This is a genomic window from Streptococcus mitis (assembly GCF_001281025.1).
Lineage (GTDB): Bacteria > Bacillota > Bacilli > Lactobacillales > Streptococcaceae > Streptococcus > Streptococcus mitis_AK.
Genome location: NZ_CP012646.1, coordinates 255,505 through 277,062, shown reverse-complemented (window position 1 = coordinate 277,062; position 21,558 = coordinate 255,505). Strand labels below are relative to the sequence as shown.

General features: G+C 39.8%; 20 protein-coding genes and 1 pseudogene. 16 read left to right on the top strand and 5 right to left on the bottom strand.

The features are described 5' to 3' along the window. Window positions 1-168 precede the first annotated feature (168 nt). Together RN80_RS01520 and RN80_RS09515 are read left to right on the top strand one after the other, a co-directional pair. Window positions 169-5,421 carry a DUF1542 domain-containing protein gene (locus RN80_RS01520; protein WP_080998470.1) on the top strand — a complete coding sequence of 1,751 codons (5,253 nt, stop codon included), beginning with the start codon at window positions 169-171 and terminating at the stop codon, window positions 5,419-5,421. A gap of 496 nt (window positions 5,422-5,917) precedes the next feature. Next, window positions 5,918-6,100, top strand: a pseudogene (locus tag RN80_RS09515) (toxic anion resistance protein); the annotation flags it as partial. A 36-nt stretch (window positions 6,101-6,136) separates the two neighbouring features. Here RN80_RS09515 and RN80_RS01515 read toward each other — a convergent pair. The 3 genes from RN80_RS01515 to rpmF all read right to left on the bottom strand — a co-directional run bounded on the left by RN80_RS01515 (window position 6,137) and on the right by rpmF (window position 7,084). Beyond that, on the bottom strand, window positions 6,137-6,658 hold the full coding sequence (locus RN80_RS01515; protein ID WP_060627260.1) for an HXXEE domain-containing protein: 522 nt from the start codon (window positions 6,656-6,658) through the stop codon (window positions 6,137-6,139). A gap of 78 nt (window positions 6,659-6,736) precedes the next feature. Continuing rightward, window positions 6,737-6,886: a 50S ribosomal protein L33 gene (gene rpmG, locus RN80_RS01510; RefSeq protein ID WP_001265622.1), complete on the bottom strand. Its 150-nt coding sequence runs from the start codon at window positions 6,884-6,886 to the stop codon at window positions 6,737-6,739. A gap of 15 nt (window positions 6,887-6,901) precedes the next feature. Then, entirely contained in the window at window positions 6,902-7,084 is a 183-nt protein-coding gene (gene rpmF / locus RN80_RS01505) for a 50S ribosomal protein L32 (RefSeq protein ID WP_045618073.1), read from the bottom strand. A gap of 230 nt (window positions 7,085-7,314) precedes the next feature. On the opposite strand from rpmF, the gene ilvD reads away from it, so the two are divergent. Next, window positions 7,315-9,018 carry a dihydroxy-acid dehydratase gene (gene ilvD, locus RN80_RS01500; RefSeq protein ID WP_060627259.1) on the top strand — a complete coding sequence of 568 codons (1,704 nt, stop codon included), beginning with the start codon at window positions 7,315-7,317 and terminating at the stop codon, window positions 9,016-9,018. Between the two features lie 258 nt (window positions 9,019-9,276). On the opposite strand, the gene RN80_RS01495 is transcribed toward ilvD, so the two are convergent. After that, complete coding sequence (locus RN80_RS01495) at window positions 9,277-9,618, bottom strand: metal-sulfur cluster assembly factor (RefSeq protein ID WP_001206380.1); 342 nt, start codon at window positions 9,616-9,618, stop codon at window positions 9,277-9,279. A 124-nt stretch (window positions 9,619-9,742) separates the two neighbouring features. Between RN80_RS01495 and RN80_RS01490 the strand changes: the two genes are divergently transcribed. The 13 genes from RN80_RS01490 (at window position 9,743) to RN80_RS01425 (ending at window position 20,540) form a co-directional block, all read left to right on the top strand. After that, window positions 9,743-10,594 carry a helix-turn-helix domain-containing protein gene (locus RN80_RS01490; protein WP_060627258.1) on the top strand — a complete coding sequence of 284 codons (852 nt, stop codon included), beginning with the start codon at window positions 9,743-9,745 and terminating at the stop codon, window positions 10,592-10,594. Between the two features lie 306 nt (window positions 10,595-10,900). Beyond that, window positions 10,901-12,148, top strand: a complete 1,248-nt coding sequence (locus tag RN80_RS01485) for an MFS transporter (protein ID WP_060627257.1) — start codon at window positions 10,901-10,903, stop codon at window positions 12,146-12,148. Window positions 12,149-12,377: 229 nt separating this feature from the next. Further along, window positions 12,378-13,658 (top strand): histidine--tRNA ligase, encoded by a 1,281-nt coding sequence (hisS, locus tag RN80_RS01475; RefSeq protein WP_060627256.1) that lies wholly within the window; start codon window positions 12,378-12,380, stop codon window positions 13,656-13,658. After that, on the top strand, window positions 13,658-14,122 hold the full coding sequence (locus RN80_RS01470) for a hypothetical protein (protein ID WP_060627255.1): 465 nt from the start codon (window positions 13,658-13,660) through the stop codon (window positions 14,120-14,122). The genes hisS and RN80_RS01470 overlap by 1 nt, the downstream gene beginning before the upstream one ends. A gap of 9 nt (window positions 14,123-14,131) precedes the next feature. Continuing rightward, entirely contained in the window at window positions 14,132-14,338 is a 207-nt protein-coding gene (locus tag RN80_RS01465) for a helix-turn-helix transcriptional regulator (protein WP_060627254.1), read from the top strand. Beyond that, a complete protein-coding gene (locus tag RN80_RS01460) occupies window positions 14,338-14,535 on the top strand; it encodes a hypothetical protein (RefSeq protein ID WP_042900140.1) in 198 nt (65 codons plus the stop codon). Before RN80_RS01465 ends, RN80_RS01460 begins: the two co-directional genes overlap by 1 nt. A 2-nt stretch (window positions 14,536-14,537) precedes the next feature. Beyond that, window positions 14,538-15,278: a DUF3169 family protein gene (locus RN80_RS01455; protein WP_060627253.1), complete on the top strand. Its 741-nt coding sequence runs from the start codon at window positions 14,538-14,540 to the stop codon at window positions 15,276-15,278. Between the two features lie 10 nt (window positions 15,279-15,288). Beyond that, a complete protein-coding gene (locus RN80_RS01450; protein ID WP_060627252.1) occupies window positions 15,289-16,113 on the top strand; it encodes an ABC transporter ATP-binding protein in 825 nt (274 codons plus the stop codon). Then, window positions 16,106-16,804: an ABC transporter permease gene (locus tag RN80_RS01445; RefSeq protein WP_060627251.1), complete on the top strand. Its 699-nt coding sequence runs from the start codon at window positions 16,106-16,108 to the stop codon at window positions 16,802-16,804. The genes RN80_RS01450 and RN80_RS01445 overlap by 8 nt, the downstream gene beginning before the upstream one ends. 9 nt (window positions 16,805-16,813) lie before the next feature. Further along, complete coding sequence (locus RN80_RS01440) at window positions 16,814-17,455, top strand: CPBP family intramembrane glutamic endopeptidase (protein ID WP_060627250.1); 642 nt, start codon at window positions 16,814-16,816, stop codon at window positions 17,453-17,455. 17 nt (window positions 17,456-17,472) lie between these two features. Beyond that, the gene (locus RN80_RS01435; protein ID WP_033682917.1) at window positions 17,473-17,703 is read left to right on the top strand and encodes a hypothetical protein; all 231 of its coding nucleotides are present in this window, start codon (window positions 17,473-17,475) and stop codon (window positions 17,701-17,703) included. 154 nt (window positions 17,704-17,857) lie between these two features. After that, window positions 17,858-19,621 (top strand): aspartate--tRNA ligase, encoded by a 1,764-nt coding sequence (aspS, locus tag RN80_RS01430; protein ID WP_060627249.1) that lies wholly within the window; start codon window positions 17,858-17,860, stop codon window positions 19,619-19,621. Then, window positions 19,599-20,540, top strand: a complete 942-nt coding sequence (locus tag RN80_RS01425; RefSeq protein ID WP_033685321.1) for a YitT family protein — start codon at window positions 19,599-19,601, stop codon at window positions 20,538-20,540. The genes aspS and RN80_RS01425 overlap by 23 nt, the downstream gene beginning before the upstream one ends. A 29-nt stretch (window positions 20,541-20,569) precedes the next feature. On the opposite strand, the gene RN80_RS01420 is transcribed toward RN80_RS01425, so the two are convergent. Continuing rightward, window positions 20,570-21,556, bottom strand: coding sequence for a LacI family DNA-binding transcriptional regulator (locus RN80_RS01420; RefSeq protein WP_060627248.1), 987 nt, complete (start codon window positions 21,554-21,556; stop codon window positions 20,570-20,572). Window positions 21,557-21,558 lie beyond the last annotated feature (2 nt).

Sequence of the window (21,558 nt, the reverse complement as noted above, 5' to 3'; positions counted from 1 at the left end):
CGAAGGAATATTTATTAATTTTGTCAACCTAGCTTCTTGTCAATATTGAATAAAAGTACTATAATATAGGCTGGGATATTTTATTCTGAGTAGTATCATTAAAATTATAGTATCCCTTATCTTGTACACAATATTCTTAGAAGATGAAGGAAAAAGGAGTTTCTATAGATGGGAAAGAAGAAATCTATGAGTCGTGTTGAGCGTTTGCATCGTGAGAAGGTGACGCGTTATTCTATTCGTAAGGTCAGCTTTGGTGCAGCTAGTGTAGCAGTGGCTGCCTTGTTTATGTTTTTAGGAAATGGGGCAGTAGCTGCGGCAGAGCTAAGTGTGACTCCGGATACTAGCGGAAAGGAAATTCTAAACCTTCCATCTGAAGCAGAGACTCTGAACAAGGAAGCTTTAACAAACTTGATTGAAGAAATTGAAGGAAAGTTTGCTAAAGGCATATACGCTAGTAAAACAGAAGATAGTGTGAATCAATTAAAAACAGCCTTAGATGAAGCTAAGTCTGTATTAAACAATGCAAAAACACAAGAAGAGTTAACTAGAGCCTATAATAAGCTTGTTACAGTAACTACACAGCTAAAAACAAAACCAGAAGAGAAAAAAGAAGCACCAGCTGTAGATACAACAAATGGTAAAGCTACTGTAAGTAAAGTAGCAACAAATACTGAGAAATCTTCAGAATCTAACTCGATTGCAAACTCAGGTTCTAGAGATGAACGTAATGGAAAAGAAATTAATAAAGCAAATGCTTTCCGTACAGATGCGGCTACAACGGATACAGATCCTGCTGCGAACCAAACTTATACAGCGCCTACAGCAGATGCAGATTTAAATACTTTAGTTAAAGCATTATTAGCATTAGATCCTACAGTTGAAAATAATTCAAAACTTTCACAAAATATGGATAGTTTAGGTGATAGTAAGGAAGTAGCAAAAGGTACTGTAAAAGAAATTACTGAGTTCGGAGGATGGACAGCAGTAGATGGAGGAGTATTCGCTATTGCTAGAAGAACCGAAGAAGGTGTATACCCTCTTGAGACTATCAATTCAACACTAGACGATACTGTTTGGTTGCAAGAACAAGCATTTGATAGAGATACTGAGTATACTTTATTATTATCAAAGAGTAGAACTAGAAGCAATAGAGATGAAGTTGTTTATGATAATAGCGTTTATAAACCAACTGGTGAAGGTGGAGGAATTACAAAAAATCTTGCGAGATATAAAGGGATTGAAAAAACATTTACAGCCTATTCTACTAAAGAAGGTTCAGATGTAATTGTTAAGTTTAAACCTGGTTATGTTGGAGATAGTGAAGGTAAAAAAGCTAGATATAAAGTAGAAGTGTATAGTATCGAAGGTACTACAGAAACAAAGATTTATGAGACGACTTTTGATCCTTCTAAAAATATAAATGATGCTAAACAGATTGTAACAGCAGCTAAAGATGGAACGAATAGAGCAAAAATTAAAATTTCAGATAGTAGTAATTCGACTACAATAGATTCAGGTGTTGATCATACTGTACGTAAGAATTTCATTGGTAAAAGGGAAGCTGAAAAATTAATGGCACAACCTGGGAATAAACCAAATGGAACTGCTGGAACATTTACGAGTAAGCCTATTGCATTACCTCAAGGTGCAGACCATTACAAGGTTAGAGTAAGTTTAGCAGACCAAGATAAAACAGGGATGAGTTATCAAGCTTGGGATGATAAATATTCAGTGCCTGTTACAGGAGCTGACTTCTCAATTGCGCAAGATACAAGTAATGTAGCAAGAAATCTTTTACAAAGAATTTATGATAAATTAAAAGCTACAGAATCAGCAGATAAAAATGGTAAAACTTCTCAAACCATTCAAGACTATGAAGCAGAATTAGAAAAAGTTAAAACACTATTAGCAAATCCTGCTGCTAGAACACCTAATTTCAAGCAAGCTTTACAAGATTTGTTAGCTAAACAATCAGGTTTGAAAACTGATAAAACAGGATTAACGAATTCAAAAGCTGAATTAGATGCCTTAGTGAATGAAGATCCAACACCTGGAAAAACAACTGATACTGCAAAAGCATATAATGCTGCAAAAGAAGCAGCAAAAACTGAAATAGCAGCAGCTTTAACAGTTATTAATGATGAAAATGCAACACCAGAACAAGTATCTGCAGCTTTAGAGAAAGTAAATGCCAAAAAAACAGCTTTACAACAAGCTAAAGATGGCTTAATCGAAGCAGCAACAGCAGAAGAAAAAGCTAAATTAAAAGAAGATGCAGATTCATTAGTAAAAGCTGATACTACAGGTAAAACGCCAAAAAGCATTGAAGCTTACAATACAAAATATGAAGCGATAAAAGCACAATTAGAAGCAGCAAAAACAGAAGCTGCCGCAGTGTTAGTAAAAGAAAATAATGCATCTAAAGCAGAAGCAAAAGCAGCTCAAGCGAAAGTAGATGCAGCAAAAGCGGAATTAACAAAAGCCGCAGAATTATTAGTTAATAAAGCTGATAAAACAGAGTTAACACAAGCAAAAGAAGCGTTAAGCACTTTAACAACAGAAACAGATCCAACAACAGGAAAAACTGCAGATAGTGCAAAAGCCTATAACGATGCGAAAACAGCTGCACAAGAAGCGATTAAAGAAGCAGAAACAGTAATTGCTGACGAAAACGCAACACCAGAACAAGTGACAGCAGCTTTAAACAAAGTAAACGAGAAAAAAACAGCTTTACAACAAGCTAAAGATGGTTTAATTGAAGCAGCAACAGCAGAAGAAAAAGCTAAATTAAAAGAAGATGCAGATCTATTAACAAAAGCTGATGAAACAGGTAAAACACCAGATAGTATCGCAGCTTATGAAAGAAAATATGAAGAATTAAAAGCACAATTAGAAGCAGCAAAAGCGGAAGCAGACAAAGTTTTAGCAAAAGGCAATAATGCAACAAAAGAGGAAGTTAAAGTCGCTCAAGCAAAAGTAGATGCAGTGAAAACGGAATTAGAAACTGCTAAAAATCTTCTTGTAGAAGCTGCAACTACAGAAGAAAAAACAAAATTAAAAACAGACTCTGATGCATTGAAAAAAGCTGATACAACTGGTAAAACAGCAGATAGTATTAAAGCATATGAAGCAGAATTTGAAAAATTAAAAGCTCAATTAGAAGAGGCAAAAGCAGAAGCAGACAAAGTTTTAGCAAAAGGCAATAATGCAACAAAAGAAGAAGTTAAAGCTGCTCAAGCAAAAGTGGATGCAGCGAAAACAGCTTTAGATAAAGCAGCAGAATCATTGAAAGATCTTGATAGAGATGCTGCTAAAAAAGAAATTGCAGATGCTGCTAAAAAAGCGACGGATGCTATTGAAGCTAGTACAAGCTTAACGCCAGAACAAAAGGCAGACGAAAAAGCAAAAGTAGCTAAAGAAGCAACAGATGCAACAGATGCTATTGATAATGCAACAACTGAAGAGGGTATCAACTCTGCAAAAGAAAATGGAAAACTAGCTATCGAAAAAGAAGCAGCAATTACAGCTATTAGTGCTGAAAAAGCAGCAAAAGAACAAGAAATCGATAATAATACTAAGTTATCCGATGAAGAAAAAGCTGCAGCCAAAGCAGAAGTAGCCAAAGCCGCAATCGAAGCAGTAGAAGCCATCCAAAAAGCAGATACACAAGACGCAGTGGACGCAGCAAAAGCAAAAGGTGAAGCAGCGATTAAAGCAGTGAATCCAGTTGGAAAAGAAAAAGCATTAGATGCGATTCAAAAAGCAGCAGAAGAAAAAATTGCAGAAATCGATAAGAATGATAAATTATCAGCTGACGAAAAAGCCGCAGCCAAAGCAGAGGTAGCTAAGGCAGCAATCGAAGCAGTAGAAGCTATCCAAAAGGCAGATACACAAGACGCAGTAGAAGCAGCTAAAACAAAAGGCGAAACAGCGATCAAATCAGTAAATCCAGTTGGCAAAGAAAAAGCATTAGATGCGATTCAAAAAGTAGCAGAAGAAAAAATTGCAGAAATCGATAAGAATGATAAATTATCAGCTGACGAAAAAGCCGCAGCCAAAGCAGAGGTAGCTAAGGTAGCAATTGAAGCAGTAGAAGCCATCCAAAAGGCAGAAACGCAAGAAGCTGTAAATGCTGCACAAACAAAAGGCGAAACAGCGATCAAATCAGTAAATCCAGTTGGCAAAGAAAAAGCCTTGGAAGCAATCAAAGCGACAAGAGATGCCAAGTTAGCAGAAATTGCTAAGGCTACTGGTTTATCAGCTGAGGAAAAAGCTGCAGCCAAAGCAGAGGTAGCAAAAGCCGCTATCGAAGCAGTAGAAGCCATCCAAAAAGCAGCAACGCAAGAAGCTATAAATGCTGCACAAGCAAAAGGTGAAGCAGCAATTAAAGCAGTGAATTCAATTGGCAAAGAAGCTGTAAATGAAGCCAAAGCAGCGGTAGAAGCTGCTGCAGCTGAAAAAATTGCAAGTATTAAAGCAAATCCAAACTTATCAGCTGAAGAAAAAGCAAAAGCAATTGCTGAAGTTGAACGCTTAAAACAAGCAGCATTAAATGCCATTGATAAAGCAACAACAAAAGCTGAACTTGATAAAGCTTTACGTACTTTCTTATATCAGTTAGATTTAGAATCATTAGTTTATGATCGCCCAACTTTCGACCTTGAAGCATACATCCAAGCATCTATTACTGGAGTTGTAAAAGTTGAACGTGGGAAAGCCATTACTCAAGCTGATATCATTACTAAACTAAGCTTACCAGAGAATGTTACAGTGATTAGTATAGACTTACCTGATACAAATACATTAGGTGATAAGTTTGCTAAAGTAATGTTAAGATTACCAGATGGAACAGAAGTAACTGTAAAGGTACCGGTTAGAGTTGTTGCTTCACAAAATGGGGATTCTAAACCAGAAACTGCTCTTCCAGATTATGGTAGAAATAACGGATCTACTAACACTGAAGCGACAGTGGATAAAGCGAAGTTAGAAGGCGCTATTCGTCAATTAGATGAACTAATCATCCAAGAGTCAGCTAAGCTTGATGCAGAAACTGCACAAGAAGCGACTGCATTATTAGCAGAAGTTAAAGCAGTATTTGCAAATGCAAAAGCAAGTCAAGCAGAAGTGGATGCAATGGTGAAACGTATCGAAGACTTCATGGCGAAAGTTGCTTCATCGACTAATCATGCAACGCCAGCTAATGACCAAGCTACTCAAACATCAGCTGTAGCTCCAGCTACCGCTCAATCAGCAAATGCTAGTCAAACAGCATCAGCACAAACAAATACACGCACAGTGGCTAAAGAATTGCCAAATACAGGTACAGCAGATTCTACTGTAGCTATGGTAGCAGCTACAGCAAGTGCATTACTTGGTCTTGGTCTTGCAGGCCGTCGTCGTAAAGAAGATGAAGAAGCTTAATTGGTATATCGTTTGAGAATTAGCAAATAATAAGTCTGATTTTTAGAGTTTAAATAGGTATCTCTCATCAGAAATATCTTACAAAAAGCCCAAAATAGTGGGCTTTTTGCTTTGTCTTAAAATGTTGATTTCTGGGTTTGTTTAGAAATTTGCTAGTAAGGTTATTTGTGGATCTAAGTCTATCTATGTCAAGAATTAAGAGATGTTGATGATATAATGTTTTGGCCCCCTCGATTCAAGGAAGGGAGGTGTTACATATGTTAGAAACTTTACTCACAGTGTTTCTAGCTCCTTTACTTATTAACGTTTTATCTGAGCATTTCAAGTTATGGCTTAAGAAACGTAAGAAGTAATGGTTAACCCTTTTAGAGGGTAGCAAAAAACCCCATCGGTGGCACGGTGGGGCTTTTTTAGTTACATATGCTGTAACTTTACTCACATTGTAAGTTCATTCTAATACAACTCCCCCGATTTTTCAAGATTTTGTTTTGATAGCGTCACACAAAACCAAGGTATCGTTGCTGCCATTGAATTGGAGCACCCAAAACGTGCCCAACTAGAAACCACCATCGTCAAGTCCGCGGAAATGATCAACGATTCTGTCAAACTACGCGATGAGAAAATCGTCCAAGCCCTTCTAGACCAAGGCAAGGCTGCTCAGAAAGAAGTACAAGAATAAAAATAAATCCTCTGTAATGTAGATTTGCAGGGGATTTTATTCGTTTTTATGGACAAGCCAGGTGGAATACTTTTTCCCAAGCCAGAGAGCAAAAAGGAGATTGATGACGACGATGCCTGAACCGACCAGTGAAAATAGGAAAAATTCGCTAGCCGAAACTCGCCATAAATGCACGATGCCTGTAATCAAATAAGCACTGATAGGAAAACAAATGGTAGAAGTAATCAGAGCAGGGATATACTTGCGAAGAAGGATTGATTGTCCAATATGGAGCAAGAGATGAAGTGCAAAGGCCACAAATCCTCCTAACCAAACTAATTCGAGCGCTCTAGATTGAGTAAAATACGCTAATAAAGTGATGGATAAGACAAGAATAAACTCCTCAAAAACAGCAAGGGCAAATCCCTCTGTTGTAATTCCTTTGTGAATCTTGAGAATAGCAGGAGCCTTTTTAGCCAGCAAGGTTTCGTTGAGACGGATCCAAGGGACAAGACCGATAATTTCTTCCATATCGTGAAAGATAAAAAGTAGAGGAAACATCCAAAGATAAAATGCCATAAATCTCTCCTGAAAAGCTATAGATTGCTAACTAATAAAGCAAAAAACGCCCAGTAAGGCGTTTTGAGTTAGGTGTGCTTATTTAACTTCTGTAAACACAACGTGTTTGCGAAGTTTTGGTGAGTATTTCTTCAATTGAAGACGGTCTGGAGTGTTACGTTTGTTTTTAGAAGTAAGGTACAAGCGTTCACCAGATTCTTTGTGTTCAAGTGTAATATTTACGCGCATGGTATCTCCCTTCTATTATTCAGCTGATGTAGCTTTAGCGATTTTACGTCCTTTGTAGTATCCTTTAAGTGATACACGGTGAGAACGTGAGTAATCTCCAGTAGTTTCGTCAAAGTTTACAGATGGAGCTGTTACTTTGTAGTGTGTGCGACGTTTGTTTTTCTTCGCTTTTGAAGTGCGACGTGCAGGTACTGCCATTTTGAATTCTCCTTTAGGTATTTATATTCGATTCAATCTACTGATTTTCATCAACCATACTAGAATAACACATTTTTTTTGTAAAGTAAAGTTACTTGACAAAAAAAGATGAAAAAATTAGAAGTCATTCAACCAAATTAATCGAAATTTTCTGAAAATTCAAGAATTTTCTTCTGTTCATTGCTTTTAAAATGTGCTATAATAGTAAAAACTGAAATGGGAGGGAACAAATGACTGAATTAGATAAACGTCACCGCAGTAGCATTTATGACAGCATGGTTAAATCACCAAACCGTGCCATGCTTCGTGCGACTGGTATGACAGATAAGGACTTTGAAACACCGATTGTTGGGGTTATTTCGACTTGGGCGGAAAATACACCATGTAACATTCACTTGCATGATTTTGGGAAATTGGCTAAAGAAGGTGTCAAATCAGCAGGTGCTTGGCCTGTGCAATTTGGGACTATCACGGTAGCGGATGGGATTGCCATGGGAACGCCTGGTATGCGTTTCTCTTTGACATCTCGTGATATCATTGCGGACTCAATCGAAGCGGCTATGGGTGGTCATAACGTCGATGCCTTCGTCGCTATCGGTGGCTGTGACAAGAACATGCCTGGTTCTATGATTGCCATTGCTAATATGGATATTCCAGCTATTTTCGCCTATGGTGGAACTATTGCACCTGGAAATCTTGATGGCAAAGACATCGATTTGGTTTCTGTGTTTGAAGGTATCGGAAAATGGAACCACGGTGATATGACGGCTGAGGACGTGAAACGTCTTGAATGTAATGCCTGCCCTGGCCCTGGTGGCTGTGGTGGTATGTATACTGCTAATACCATGGCGACTGCTATCGAAGTTCTCGGTATGAGTTTGCCAGGGTCATCATCTCACCCAGCTGAATCAGCTGATAAGAAAGAAGATATCGAAGCAGCAGGACGTGCTGTTGTTAAGATGTTGGAGCTTGGTCTCAAGCCATCAGATATCTTGACTCGTGAAGCCTTTGAAGATGCCATTACTGTAACTATGGCTCTCGGTGGTTCTACAAACGCCACTCTTCACTTGCTTGCTATTGCCCATGCTGCCAATGTTGACTTGTCACTTGAGGACTTCAATACAATCCAAGAACGCGTTCCTCACTTGGCAGACTTAAAACCATCTGGTCAGTATGTCTTCCAAGACCTCTACGAAGTCGGTGGTGTGCCTGCGGTTATGAAGTACCTCTTGGCGAATGGTTTCCTTCACGGGGACCGCATTACATGTACTGGTAAGACAGTTGCTGAGAACTTGTCTGACTTTGCAGACCTCACACCAGGTCAAAAAGTTATCATGCCACTTGAAAATCCAAAACGTGCAGATGGTCCGCTTATCATCTTGAACGGGAACCTTGCCCCTGACGGTGCAGTTGCCAAGGTATCAGGTGTGAAAGTTCGTCGTCACGTTGGACCAGCTAAGGTCTTTGACTCAGAAGAAGATGCTATTCAGGCCGTTCTGACAGATGAAATCGTCGATGGCGATGTAGTCGTTGTTCGTTTCGTTGGACCTAAGGGTGGTCCTGGTATGCCTGAGATGCTGTCACTTTCATCCATGATTGTCGGTAAAGGTCAAGGAGACAAGGTTGCCCTCTTGACGGACGGACGTTTCTCTGGTGGTACTTATGGTCTGGTTGTTGGACATATCGCTCCTGAAGCTCAGGATGGTGGACCAATTGCCTACCTTCGTACAGGCGATATCGTTACAGTTGATCAAGATACCAAAGAAATTTCCATGGCCGTATCCGAAGAAGAACTTGAAAAACGTAAGGCAGAAACAACCTTGCCACCACTTTACAGTCGTGGTGTCCTCGGTAAATACGCTCATATCGTATCATCTGCTTCACGTGGAGCCGTGACAGACTTCTGGAATATGGACAAGTCAGGTAAAAAATAAACTCAAAAAGCAAGCCAACTTCGGCTTGCTTTTTTTCATCTTCAAAAGTGATTTGCCTGCTTATACTCAATAAAAATCAAAGAGCAAACTAGAAAGCTAGGCGCAGGTTGCTCAAAGCACTGCTTTGAGGTTGTGGATAGAACTGACGAAGTCAGCTCAAAACACCGTTTTGAGGTTGCAGATAGAACTGACGAAGTCAGTAACATATACCTACGACAAGCCGACGCTGACGTGGTTTGAAGAGATTTTTGAAGAGTATTAACGAGGTGGTAGTCCAAGGGCAATGCGGCCGTAGCGACTGATTCGTGTGATTTTCCAAGCAGGCGACCAAGTAACTTCAACCTTGACATCTTCGATACCCTCGATTTGTTTCAGACCTGCCACGATTTCGATAGGCAGGCTTTCGGCGCAATCGCAGGCAGTATCGGTGAAGGTCATGACAATCTTGCAGAGGCCTGTTTCGTCCAGATTGATTTCATAAATCAACCCTAGATTGTAAACATCCAATTCCACATCTGTGTCAAAAACCTTCTCTAGTTTTTCGATAATTTGGTCTTGTAAGGCCAAAGCGCGGTCATTGATTTTGATATCCTCTCTCATTACAGTCCCTCCACGTGATAAATATCCTCTATTTTCTCATAATTCTGACAATTTGGCAAGTTTTTGATGATTTTTCTGAAAAAATATGATAATATAAAGAAAATAGGGAATCAAGGGGAAGTTTATGGAGCAGATTGGAAAAGTCTTTAGACAACTACGAGAGTCAAGACATATCTCGCTGAGACAAGCAACTGGGGGACAATTTTCGCCGTCCATGTTATCCCGCTTTGAAACTGGTCAGAGTGAACTTTCGGTGGAAAAGTTTCTATTTGCTCTGGGAAATATATCTGCCAGTGTGGAGGAAATCCTCTTTCTGGCGAGAGGTTTTCAGTATGATACGGATTCTAAGTTGAGAAAAGAAATCATAGATGTCTTGGATCCAAAGAATATAGCACCTCTTGAAGACTTGTATCGCAAGGAGTATCAAAAGCATGCCCATTCTCAAAACAAACAGAAACATATTCTAAATGCCATTCTTATCAAGTCTTATATGAAGAGCATGGACGAAAGGGTAGAGTTAACGGCAGAGGAGGGGAAAGTCCTTCATGATTATTTGTTTTCTACCGAAATCTGGGGAATCTATGAACTCAATTTATTTTCAGTCAGTTCACCATTTCTATCTGTTTCTCTTTTCACTAGGTATGTTAGAGAGATGGTACGAAAATCTGATTTTCTAATGGAAATGTCTGGCAATCGAAACCTTTTTCACACTATACTATTGAATGGCTTTTTAGCTAGTATTGAATGTGAAGAATTTACCAATGCCTATTATTTTAAACGTGTTATCGAAGAGCATTTCTACAATGAAAATGAAACCTATTTCCGAATTGTCTATTTGTGGGCGGAAGGTCTCCTTGATAGCAAGCAAGGCAGAGTCAAGGAAGGTCAGAAAAAGATGGAAGATGCTGTCCGTATTTTTGAGATGCTTGGCTGTAATAAATCTGCTGAATACTATAGAAAAACGATCGATTGTTGAATATCTGCAAACTAAGAAAATAATTTGAAATTTGAAGCGATAGAACTGTTGGGCTCTCTCGTGCCACTGGAGAAGTTCTCTCGATTCTTTTTGATCATTTCATTTGTTGCATATATTCAAAAGTTCTTCCTCTAAAATTTCTAAGTGCTATACTATAGTCATACTTCACATAAAACTTATACTCTTCGAAAATCAAATTCAAACCACGTCAGCTTCACCTTGCCGTACTCAAGTACAGCCTTCGGCTAGCTTCCTAGTTTGCTCTTTGATTTTCATTAAGTATTTGAACAAGAAGGGAGATTACCTATGAAACTATTGTTTAGAAATCAAGCTTATCGACTCTTGACTTTGTCACGTTTCTTCAATGCTTTTGGTGCTTCGATTTTCAACCTGGTCTTTATCGTCTATGCATCGATCTTGCCACAAGCCTCGTTTGCTGTTGCGATGGCGAATATTGTCATGCTTCTTCCGACTCTCTTTACAGTTTTTGTAGGGATTCGGGCAGATTACACAAGGGACAAGGTCAAATGGATGGTTTATAGCGGTTTGTTTCAGGCAGTTTTATTTTTTCTGGCAGCCCTAGTTGTTCAGCAAGCTAGTCTCTTTGCCTTTTCTAGCCTGTGTTTGATCAATGTCATTAGTGATGTCATCAGTGATTTTGCAGGTGGCCTGCGCATGCCTCTTATTAAGGAGAAAGTAGCTGAAGATGATCTGATGGAGGCTTATTCTTTTTCACAGTTCATCACCTATATTTCAGCTATTGGTGGTCAAGCTTTTGGAGTCTGGCTCTTAGGTCTATCGGTCAACAATTTTTCCCTAGTTGCGGGAATCAATGCCTGTTTTTTCCTAGTATCAGCCTTTATTCTCTTTTTGGGAAAAAGCAAATTGAGCCTGTCAATGTCATCTGCTGATGGTGAAAATCTAAAAAATGAGAAGCTTTCTATCAAAGATCAATTTCTAACGATTTATCGAAATTTACGCCTCGTTTTTCTTAAAGGTGGACAAAAAAACTTTGGATTCATGATCTTTGCTGTCTTGCTTATCAATGCCTTGGGTGGTTCCTTAGGAGGCATCTACAATATCTTCTTGTTGAGCCATTCTCTCTTGAATTTTTCTTACACAGAGGCGTTATTTATCAGTCAAGTCGGCGCTTTAGTAGCAGTCATCATCAGTAGCCTTACGGGCAATGATTATTTTGGGAAGCAGTCCTTGCCTAGATTGATGATGTGGGTGACCGTAGGACTCAGTCTAGTTGGTCTAGCTAATTTATTCAATCAAGTCGTACTTGGTTTGCTATTTCTCTTTTTAACTCTGTATGTGTCTGGTAAAGTTCAACCAAAGATTAGTGCCATGCTCATGAAAAATCTAGCTCCAGAGGTTCTAGCTCGTACCAGTAATTTTTTAGGTCTATTGTTTACCTTATCCATACCTGTGGGAACAGCCTGTTTTTCACTTATAGCTGTATGGAATATACAGTTGACTTGGATGCTATTTATTGGTCTCTCCTTGATAGCTATTCTTTTGACAGGTCTTAATCTCAAAAATGATATCTAATACTCTTCGAAAATCTCTTCAAACCACGTCAACGTCGCCTTACCGTAGATATGGTTACTGACTTCGTCAGTTCTATCCACAACCTCAAAACACTGTTTTGAGCAACCTGCGGCTAACTTCCTAGTTTGCTTTTTGATTTTCATTGAGTATAAATCCTAATTTTTTTCTTACTGTTTTAATCCCTCTATTTATGGTAAAATAAGACTATTAAGTTTAAAGAGGATTCCCTATGAAATTACAAAAACCAAAAGGAACACAGGATATTTTACCTGCTGAGTCTGCCAAATGGCAGTACGTTGAGGGCTTTGCCCGTGAGATTTTCAAGCGTTATAACTATGCAGAAGTGCGTACGCCTATTTTTGAGCATTACGAGGTCATCAGTCGCTCTGTCGGAGATACAACGGATATCGTAACCAAGGAAATGTACGATTTCTATGACAAGGGTGACCGTCATATCACCCTCCGTCCAGAAGGAACTGCGCCTGTTGTTCGTTCCTATGTGGAAAATAAACTCTTCGCCCCAGAAGTGCAAAAGCCAAGCAAGTTCTACTACATGGGCCCTATGTTCCGCTATGAGCGTCCACAGGCAGGGCGTTTGCGCCAGTTCCACCAGATTGGTGTTGAGTGTTTTGGATCTAGCAATCCAGCTACCGATGTGGAAACCATCGCGATGGCAGCCCATTTCTTGAAAGAAATCGGTATTCAAGGTGTCAAATTGCACCTCAACACTCTTGGAAATCCTGAGAGCCGTGCGGCCTACCGTCAAGCCTTGATTGACTATTTGACACCGCTCAAGGAGACCTTGTCTAAGGATAGCCAACGCCGTTTGGAGGAAAATCCTCTCCGTGTCTTGGACTCTAAGGAAAAAGAAGACAAGGTAGCAGTAGAGAATGCGCCTTCTATCTTGGACTTCCTTGATGAAGAAAGCCAAGCTCATTTTGATGCTGTGCGTCAGATGTTGGAAAATCTTGGAGTAGACTATATCATCGATACCAATATGGTGCGTGGTCTGGACTACTACAATCACACTATTTTCGAGTTTATCACTGAAATTGAGGGCAATGACCTGACAGTCTGTGCGGGTGGCCGTTACGATGGTTTGGTTTCTTACTTTGGAGGCCCTGAAACTGCTGGATTTGGTTTTGGACTTGGTGTAGAGCGCCTGCTTCTCATTCTTGAAAAGCAAGGTGTGGCCCTCCCTATCGAAAACGCCCTAGATGTCTATATCGCAGTCTTGGGTGATGGAGCAAATGTCAAAGCTCTAGAACTAGTACAAGCCCTTCGCCAACAAGGTTTCAAAGCAGAGCGTGATTACCTCAACCGTAAGCTCAAAGCTCAATTCAAGTCAGCCGATGTCTTTGCGGCTAAGATCCTCATCACCCTAGGAGAGAGCGAAGTCGAAAGCGGACAAGTAACGGTCAAGAACAACCAAACCCGAGAAGAAGTGCAAGTGTCACTTGAGGCAATCAGCCAAAACTTCTCAGAAATCTTTGAAAAACTAGGATTTTAATGATAGATAAACTGGTCAGGAACCCACTCCTGACCTTTTTCTTTTGCAAAATGACAAAAATCGTAAACTTTTTGACAAATATGCTTGTCAAAAAGAAAAAGATGTGTTACAATAAATTCAAGTTAAGAAATAGAAAGCAGAAAGGAGCTATGATGTGGGTAGTATTTATACTATTTATGATTTTCTTTTATTCTAATAATTCTAAAAAAATCAAGAAACTAGAGAATAAAATCAAAAAGCTTGAGCGAAAAGAGAAAGGAAATATAGAAATGTCAAGATTATTGCAAGAATTAATTGGGAAAAATCCAACAATCGTTGGACAAGTGTTTGGAACATCTTTATGGGAAGTTGTGGATGTTGATGAGGAATGGGTCAAACTACGTAGTGTTGATAAAGAGGGGAAAGAAAAATTCAAGTTGCAACGTATTGAGGATATCCAAACCGTTGAATTTGACGGAGAGTAGGTGTGTAACATGCAACTAAAAAATCGTCTAAAAGAGCTTCGGGCTCGCGATAGTCTCAATCAAACCGACCTAGCCAAACTGGCAGGGGTTTCCAGACAGACCATTAGCCTACTAGAACGGGATGAGTACACCCCATCCATTATCATTGCCCTGAAAATATCTCACATTTTCAACGAAACAGTCGAATCGGTATTTCGCTTGGAGGAGGATGAGTGATGAACAAGTATAAAGTGATTTATTATGTAGTGGCCATAGCTCTATTAGTCAGCGTATTTCTACTGATTGGGATAGACTTAGGTTGGTTTAGTCCCTATCAAAGTGACCAATTTATTTGGGCCTACTTTGCTCTTATCCCAGTCGTTGACTGGATTGAAAAGAAAGCAAACAATTTAGCAAGTGAAAAAGGAGAATGAATATGAAAAAGAAAAAGAAAGGTGGATTGTTATTTTTGATGTCTATTGTCTTGGGAGGTTTCTTGGGCATGTTTGTAGGGATGTTTAAGGCACGTGCCGAATCCAACGGAATTATGTTAGATGTAAAACCCTTGATACCATGGCTATCAGCTATCAGCTTACTACTAGCCGTCATTATTCTTTTTTTGACTTTCAATTTCCTAAAGAAAAGCAGAAAATTTCATTCCTTGTATCAAGAGGAAATGGATGATGATCTGAATGAAACCTATTATGTGCAAATGTATCGGAATCTCGAGTTTGGAACCATTGCTTTTAATATTGCAAGTGTAGCGATTTTATTAGCTCTCTTCATTTCAGCAAGTGAAATGGTTGTACTAAATGGAAGCCATATAACCTTACCTCTTTCTTTTTTGGCATTAGTGCTGATTTTCAGTGTTCAAAAATATCTTTTTAAGACCATTGCGATTGTTCGTCAGTTTGATTTGGTATTTTTCTCTACACCAAAGGATATCTTAGAGCATTTCGATTCTTACGATGAAGGGGAGCGCAAGGCTAATTTGGAACAGAGTTTTCGGATTTTATTCCAATTAAATCAGTATGTCTTGCCAGGTCTCTACTTTCTAATTGCTCTCTTTTCTTTACTGACAGGAGAGATTCAGCTACTAGCTTTCTTGCTTGTCGGAGCTATCCATGTTTATATTAATGTGATGCAGTTACCTATGGTAAAACGCTATTTCAAATAAAGGAGTTTCTATGATTCGTGTTGAAAATGTAAGCAAAAGTTTTGGGAGCAAAAAAGCTCTTCACCAGATTTCTTTTGAGATTAAGGAGGGCGAAATCTTTGGTTTTCTTGGTCCTTCTGGCTCAGGTAAAACAACCATGATCAATGTCTTGACAGGTCAGTTGGCTGCAGATCAAGGTAAAACAGTTTTGTTAGGCAAGAATTCTCAAGATTTAACCTCAAATGATTTGGAACAAATTGGTATTGTTAGTGATGGCAGTGGTTTTTATGAAAAGATGAGTCTTTACAAAAATCTTCTCATCTATGCTAAGTTATATGGTCTCAAGTCAGATAGAGTAGTTCAGGTGCTCCAACAGGTTGGATTGGCAGATGCTAAAGATATTATCGCAGAAAAACTATCTACTGGAATGAAACAACGAATGTTCTTGGCTCGTGCCCTTCTTAATGCTCCTAAGATTCTCTTTCTAGATGAGCCAACCAGTGGCTTAGACCCTACAACATCTAAGATGATTCATACCCTACTTCAAGAATTAAAGCAGGCGGGGACAACTATCTTTCTGACCACGCATGATATGAATGAAGCAACTCTGCTTTGTGATCGCTTATCTCTTTTGAATAAGGGAACTTTAATAGAGTATGGAAGTCCGCAAGATATCATCCAGAAGTACCATGTGGATAAGAAAGTACGTGTGGTTTATAACGATGGACGAGAACAGATCGTTCCATTTGAAGAATTGCCACATTTAGACACGACAGATTTGATGGTGGTCCACTCTTGTGAGCCAACTTTAGAAGAAATCTTTATCAGATTGACAGGAGAAAAGTTAGATGTTTAGAAAATTAAATGCCCTACTATGGTTAAGATTACAAGTTCTTATCAGCAATTCAACTTTGTTGGCGACTCTATTGATGCCTTTTGGAGCGACTGTTCTATATAATGAGTTCTTAAACAAGAGTGGAGAATTGAGTACGTATTTCCTTTCTATGAGTTTGACGATGGTCTTGAGCATGGGAAGTGGTTATATGGTATCGATTATGATGGCAGAAGATAAGGAAAAACGAAATCTTAAATCACTCATCCTAAGTGGTGTGACAGCAACAGAATATACTTTCAGTATGCTTGTTCTCCCTATTCTGATAATGTTACTTGCTATGATTGTACTTCCCATCTATCTTAAAGTAGATGTATCTGGTTATTTATTTGCCTACGTTATCTATTTGGTCTTAGCAGCTATTAGTGTTATTTTTCTCAACCTTCTAATCGGTGCAGTGTCAGATACTCAATCTAAAGCGCAAGTTTATAGTATCTTCCCTATGTTAATTATCTCTTTTTTACCTATAATTGCTCTTCAAAATGATACGGCTCAAAAAGTGTTGGATTATTCGTTCATCGGTCCTATTGTAAATCTTTTAAATAAAAAAGGTGGGGAAATATCTTTTTCTAATATTGGTATGTTACTTGCCTGGGTACTTGTGTTAGGAATAGCAAATCTCTTTGTATTGAAAAACAGCTATAAAGCAAGATAGGAGTTCTTTATGAAATTACTTAAAAATTTTGGCTGGTTTCTTCTAGCCTTTCTATCCTTTCTGTTTATCTATGGTATCGTTCTGAGTATGGCTGTAGAAGCTTTGAAACTAGGCGCTTCAGCTTATGCTGTTACCTTACTCTATGTGGCCTTGGCTGGAGTTTATGTATACTATGTTTACAAATGGTATCGAAAGACTCCTGTCAGCATTGCAGTGAGTGGTTTTAACCGATTTATTTGGCTTCCTGCCTTAGTTTGGTTCTTATCTATTGTCGTTCAATTTTTCTTGCCAAACGATCCTTCGGTAAATCAGCAAACAGCGACAGACCTGACCTTGACTCAGCCACTTTTCTCATTCTTTGCCACTGTTATTTTTGCTCCTTTGACAGAAGAACTGATCTTTAGAGGGATGTTAGCACGCTACCTCTTTCCTAAGCAGGACAGTAGTAAACAAACCCTGATTTTTCTTTTGGTATCTAGTGCTCTGTTTGCCTTGATTCATTTTCCAGGTGATGTGCAACAATTTTTTGTCTATTTTAGCCTAGGTTTTAGTTTGGGCTTGGCTTATATTAGTAGAAAAGGTTTGGTCTATAGTATTTCTCTCCACGCTTTGAATAATTTAGTCGCCTTTTTGATGATTCTCATGCTATAATAGAGTCAGGAGGTCACATGAAACGAGTAATTTTATTAGCAGTGATTCAAGCAGTTGTTCTGTTTTTCATTATCGGGGCGCTAGCTTATGCCTTCAAAGGTGATTTCTTCTACAGCCATCTAGCAGTAGTCTTTGCCCCTATTGCCGGTATCTGGCGTTTTGGGACAGCTTATACAACGGAAATTGTCTTGCCTAGAAAGGCAGCTGAAATCGCTGAAAAGCGTAAAGCAGGCAAAAATTCAAAATAAAAGAGTCCGGTGAACTTCATCGGATTTTTGTATTAGCTCTAATTTTTAGGGCCTTCGCTTGATTTTTAAAGACAGGCAAACTTTTCTGCTGATTTTCATGAAGAGCCTGCGCTTTTATGGTAAAATAGTAACAGAATAAAAGAGGAGAGAAAACATGAAACGTAGTATGTATGCTGGTCGTGTTCGTGAGGAACACATCGGACAAGAAATGACCTTGAAAGGATGGGTTGGCCGTCGTCGTGACCTTGGTGGTTTGATCTTTATCGACCTTCGTGACCGTGAAGGAATCATGCAGTTGGTTATCAACCCTGAAAAAGTATCTGCAGAGATCATGGCAACAGCTGAAAGCCTTCGTAGCGAATTTGTTATCGAGGTGACTGGACAGGTCGCTGCGCGTGAGCAAGCCAATGATAAGTTACCAACTGGTGCGGTTGAGTTAAACGTGACAGCTCTGACAGTACTTAATACAGCTAAGACAACCCCATTTGAGATTAAGGATGGTATTGAGGCCAATGACGATACACGTTTGCGTTACCGTTACCTTGACCTTCGTCGTCCAGAAATGTTGGAAAATCTCAAACTTCGTGCCAAGGTGACCCACTCTATCCGCAACTACTTGGATGAGCTCGAGTTTATCGATGTGGAGACACCATTCCTTTCTAAGTCAACGCCTGAAGGGGCGCGTGACTACTTGGTGCCATCGCGTGTCAATAAAGGACATTTTTACGCGCTTCCTCAAAGTCCACAAATCACTAAGCAATTGTTGATGAATGCTGGTTTTGACCGTTACTACCAAATCGTTAAATGTTTCCGTGATGAGGACTTGCGTGGAGACCGCCAGCCTGAGTTTACCCAGGTCGACTTGGAAACATCCTTCCTTACTGAGCAAGAAATCCAAGATATCACAGAAGGTTTGATTGCGCGCGTCATGAAAGAAACTAAAGGCATTGAAGTGACGCTTCCATTCCCTCGTATGAAATACGATGACGCTATGGCTCTTTACGGTTCTGACAAGCCAGATACCCGTTTTGACATGTTGCTTCAAGACTTGACAGAAGTGGTCAAAGGTGTTGACTTCAAAGTCTTTTCAGAAGCACCTGCTGTAAAAGCCATTGTGGTCAAAGGAGCTGCGGACAACTATTCACGTAAAGACATCGACAAGATGACAGAAGTAGCCAAACAATATGGTGCCAAAGGTCTTGCTTGGGTCAAGGTAGTTGATGGAGAATTAAACGGACCAGTTGCTAAGTTCTTGACTAGCATTCAAGCAGAATTGACAGCAGCGCTTGCGCTTGAGGATAAGGATTTGGTTCTCTTTGTGGCAGATACACTTGAAGTGGCCAATGCAACTCTTGGTGCCCTTCGTGGACGTATTGCTAAAGATCTTGGCTTGATTGATAACGATAAATTTAACTTCCTTTGGGTAGTTGACTGGCCAATGTTTGAATGGTCTGAAGAAGAAGGCCGCTACATGAGTGCCCACCATCCGTTCACCCTTCCACAGGAAGAGACAGCTCACGAATTAGAAGGTGATTTGGCTAAGGTTCGTGCCATTGCTTACGATATTGTCTTGAACGGTTATGAGCTTGGTGGTGGTAGCCTTCGTATCAATCAAAAAGACCTTCAAGAACGCATGTTCAAGGCTCTTGGTTTCTCAGCTGAAGAAGCAAATGACCAGTTTGGCTTCCTTCTTGAAGCCATGGACTATGGTTTCCCACCACACGGTGGCTTGGCTATCGGGCTTGACCGATTTGTTATGTTGCTTGCTGGAGAAGAAAATATCCGTGAAGTCATTGCCTTTCCTAAGAACAATAAGGCAAGTGACCCAATGACACAAGCTCCTTCAACAGTAGCTCTCAAACAACTAGAGGAACTCAGCTTACAAGTAGAAGAAGATGAAACAAGCAAAACGAATTAAGCGGTGGCGCTATTATCTGCGCCGCTTTGCTCATCAGATAAAAATTTTACGTGTCTTACAAAGCATCTCTAGGGAAAAATATGATGAGAAGATTTCGGCCTCTTTGGTCTATGGTTTTCTATCAGCAGTAGCCGTCAATTTCTTTTTCCAACCAGGGCATGTGTATTCGAGTGGTGCGACAGGTCTGGCACAGATTATCTCTGCTTTGAGTAATCACTGGTTTGGTTTTCACATTCCGATTTCGCTGACCTTTTACGCTATTAATTTTCCTTTGATGGTCTTGGCTTGGTATCAGATTGGGCATAAGTTCACGGTCTTTACCTTTATAACGGTATCCATGAGTTCCTTCTTTATCCAGTTTGTCCCTGTGGCGACCTTGACGGAGGATCCGATTATCAATGCCCTTTTTGGGGGTGTTGTCATGGGCTTGGGGATTGGTTTTGCTCTTCGCAACAATATCTCCAGTGGTGGGACGGATATCGTCAGTCTGACCATTCGCAAGAAAACAGGTAAGAATGTCGGTAGTATTTCTTTCTTGGTAAATGGGACCATCATGCTGATAGCAGGCTTGACCTTTGGTTGGAAATACGCTCTTTACTCTATGATTACCATCTTTGTCTCTAGCCGTGTGACAGACGCTGTCTTTACCAAGCAAAAACGCATGCAGGCCATGATTGTGACCAATCATCCAGACAAGGTAATTGAAAAAATACATAAAAAATTGCACCGCGGAGCAACCATGATTCACGATGCAGAAGGAACCTATAATCACGAAAGAAAGGCAGTTTTAATCACTGTCATTACACGTGCAGAGTTTAATGAATTTAAACAGATTATGAAACAGGTGGATCCAAGCGCCTTTGTCTCTGTCTCGGAGAATGTTCATATTTTGGGACGGTTCGTTGAAACAGATAATTAGTAACCAAAAAAACCAGCTCGAGCTGGTTTTTATTTTTCAATAATTTTGTGGGCAATTAACTGACGGTAACAAATCTGTTTATTGCTTTTAGCATCGTTGATAATCTGGAGGATGGTTTCAAGGGAAACACGACCCAGTTCTAGACTATTGATATCGACATAGGCTGCCAAGTTGAGTTTGGGATTGACAGAATCAAAACTTAGGATAGGAACATCTAGTTGGTGTTGGGCGATATAGTCACAGACCCCTTCTGCTAGGAGGCTATCAGTTGTAATGATAGCATCAATCTGAGGATCATGCTGAAAGAGGAGTTTACTAAATTGATATCCTTTTTCCTCTAAGAACTCCGTTGCAAAATAGGTCAAATTTCCGTCAATAGGCAGTTGGTATTGTTTGAGTGCTGACTCATAGCCTGTTAAACGGTCTTGTGTTACGAAGAGTCGCTTAGTACCTCCGATAAAGGCAATTCGTTTGCAGCCTTTTTTGATGAAATATTCGGTTGCATCAAAACCAGCTTGGACATTGTCGTTGTCAACAAGAGGGATAAAGGGTGAAATGGATTTTCCTAGGATGAGGAAGGGAAACTGCTCATCAGCGACCAGCTTGACTAAGGGATCTTCCTCTTCGGCATAAAGGAAGATTAAACCATCCACACGTTTGCCGTAAACCATCTGTGAGATCGCTTTAAGGCGCTCTTTTTCATCTTTACCTGTTGCAATCTGAATGGCATAGTGGTTTTCAGATGCGACTTGGGCGATACCACGGAGGACAGATGGGAAGAAAGGATTTTGATAGAAGGCGTCTGAGTCGTCAGGAAGAACCAAGCCGATAACTTGGGTATAACTGCTTACCAAACTACGAGCGTTGAGGTTGGGGTGGTAATTGAGCTCCTTCATAGCCTTACGAACACGTTTTTTTGTTTCGTCGCTAATGGTTGATTTGTTTTGAATAACACGGGTTACGGTTGAAGGCGAAACACCAGCAGCCTTGGCCACGTCTTTAATCGTAACGGGCATAA

Excerpts from the sequence above, each read along its gene's own strand:
- RN80_RS01520 (WP_080998470.1), top strand. The coding sequence starts at position 169 with ATGGGAAAGAAGAAATCTATGAGTCGTGTTGAGCGTTTGCATCGTGAG.
- RN80_RS01515 (WP_060627260.1), bottom strand. The coding sequence starts at position 6,658 with ATGGCATTTTATCTTTGGATGTTTCCTCTACTTTTTATCTTTCACGAT.
- rpmG (WP_001265622.1), bottom strand. The coding sequence starts at position 6,886 with ATGCGCGTAAATATTACACTTGAACACAAAGAATCTGGTGAACGCTTG.
- rpmF (WP_045618073.1), bottom strand. The coding sequence starts at position 7,084 with ATGGCAGTACCTGCACGTCGCACTTCAAAAGCGAAGAAAAACAAACGT.
- ilvD (WP_060627259.1), top strand. The coding sequence starts at position 7,315 with ATGACTGAATTAGATAAACGTCACCGCAGTAGCATTTATGACAGCATG.
- RN80_RS01495 (WP_001206380.1), bottom strand. The coding sequence starts at position 9,618 with ATGAGAGAGGATATCAAAATCAATGACCGCGCTTTGGCCTTACAAGAC.
- RN80_RS01490 (WP_060627258.1), top strand. The coding sequence starts at position 9,743 with ATGGAGCAGATTGGAAAAGTCTTTAGACAACTACGAGAGTCAAGACAT.
- RN80_RS01485 (WP_060627257.1), top strand. The coding sequence starts at position 10,901 with ATGAAACTATTGTTTAGAAATCAAGCTTATCGACTCTTGACTTTGTCA.
- hisS (WP_060627256.1), top strand. The coding sequence starts at position 12,378 with ATGAAATTACAAAAACCAAAAGGAACACAGGATATTTTACCTGCTGAG.
- RN80_RS01470 (WP_060627255.1), top strand. The coding sequence starts at position 13,658 with ATGATAGATAAACTGGTCAGGAACCCACTCCTGACCTTTTTCTTTTGC.
- RN80_RS01465 (WP_060627254.1), top strand. The coding sequence starts at position 14,132 with ATGCAACTAAAAAATCGTCTAAAAGAGCTTCGGGCTCGCGATAGTCTC.
- RN80_RS01460 (WP_042900140.1), top strand. The coding sequence starts at position 14,338 with ATGAACAAGTATAAAGTGATTTATTATGTAGTGGCCATAGCTCTATTA.
- RN80_RS01455 (WP_060627253.1), top strand. The coding sequence starts at position 14,538 with ATGAAAAAGAAAAAGAAAGGTGGATTGTTATTTTTGATGTCTATTGTC.
- RN80_RS01450 (WP_060627252.1), top strand. The coding sequence starts at position 15,289 with ATGATTCGTGTTGAAAATGTAAGCAAAAGTTTTGGGAGCAAAAAAGCT.
- RN80_RS01445 (WP_060627251.1), top strand. The coding sequence starts at position 16,106 with ATGTTTAGAAAATTAAATGCCCTACTATGGTTAAGATTACAAGTTCTT.
- RN80_RS01440 (WP_060627250.1), top strand. The coding sequence starts at position 16,814 with ATGAAATTACTTAAAAATTTTGGCTGGTTTCTTCTAGCCTTTCTATCC.
- RN80_RS01435 (WP_033682917.1), top strand. The coding sequence starts at position 17,473 with ATGAAACGAGTAATTTTATTAGCAGTGATTCAAGCAGTTGTTCTGTTT.
- aspS (WP_060627249.1), top strand. The coding sequence starts at position 17,858 with ATGAAACGTAGTATGTATGCTGGTCGTGTTCGTGAGGAACACATCGGA.
- RN80_RS01425 (WP_033685321.1), top strand. The coding sequence starts at position 19,599 with ATGAAACAAGCAAAACGAATTAAGCGGTGGCGCTATTATCTGCGCCGC.
- RN80_RS01420 (WP_060627248.1), bottom strand. The coding sequence starts at position 21,556 with ATGCCCGTTACGATTAAAGACGTGGCCAAGGCTGCTGGTGTTTCGCCT.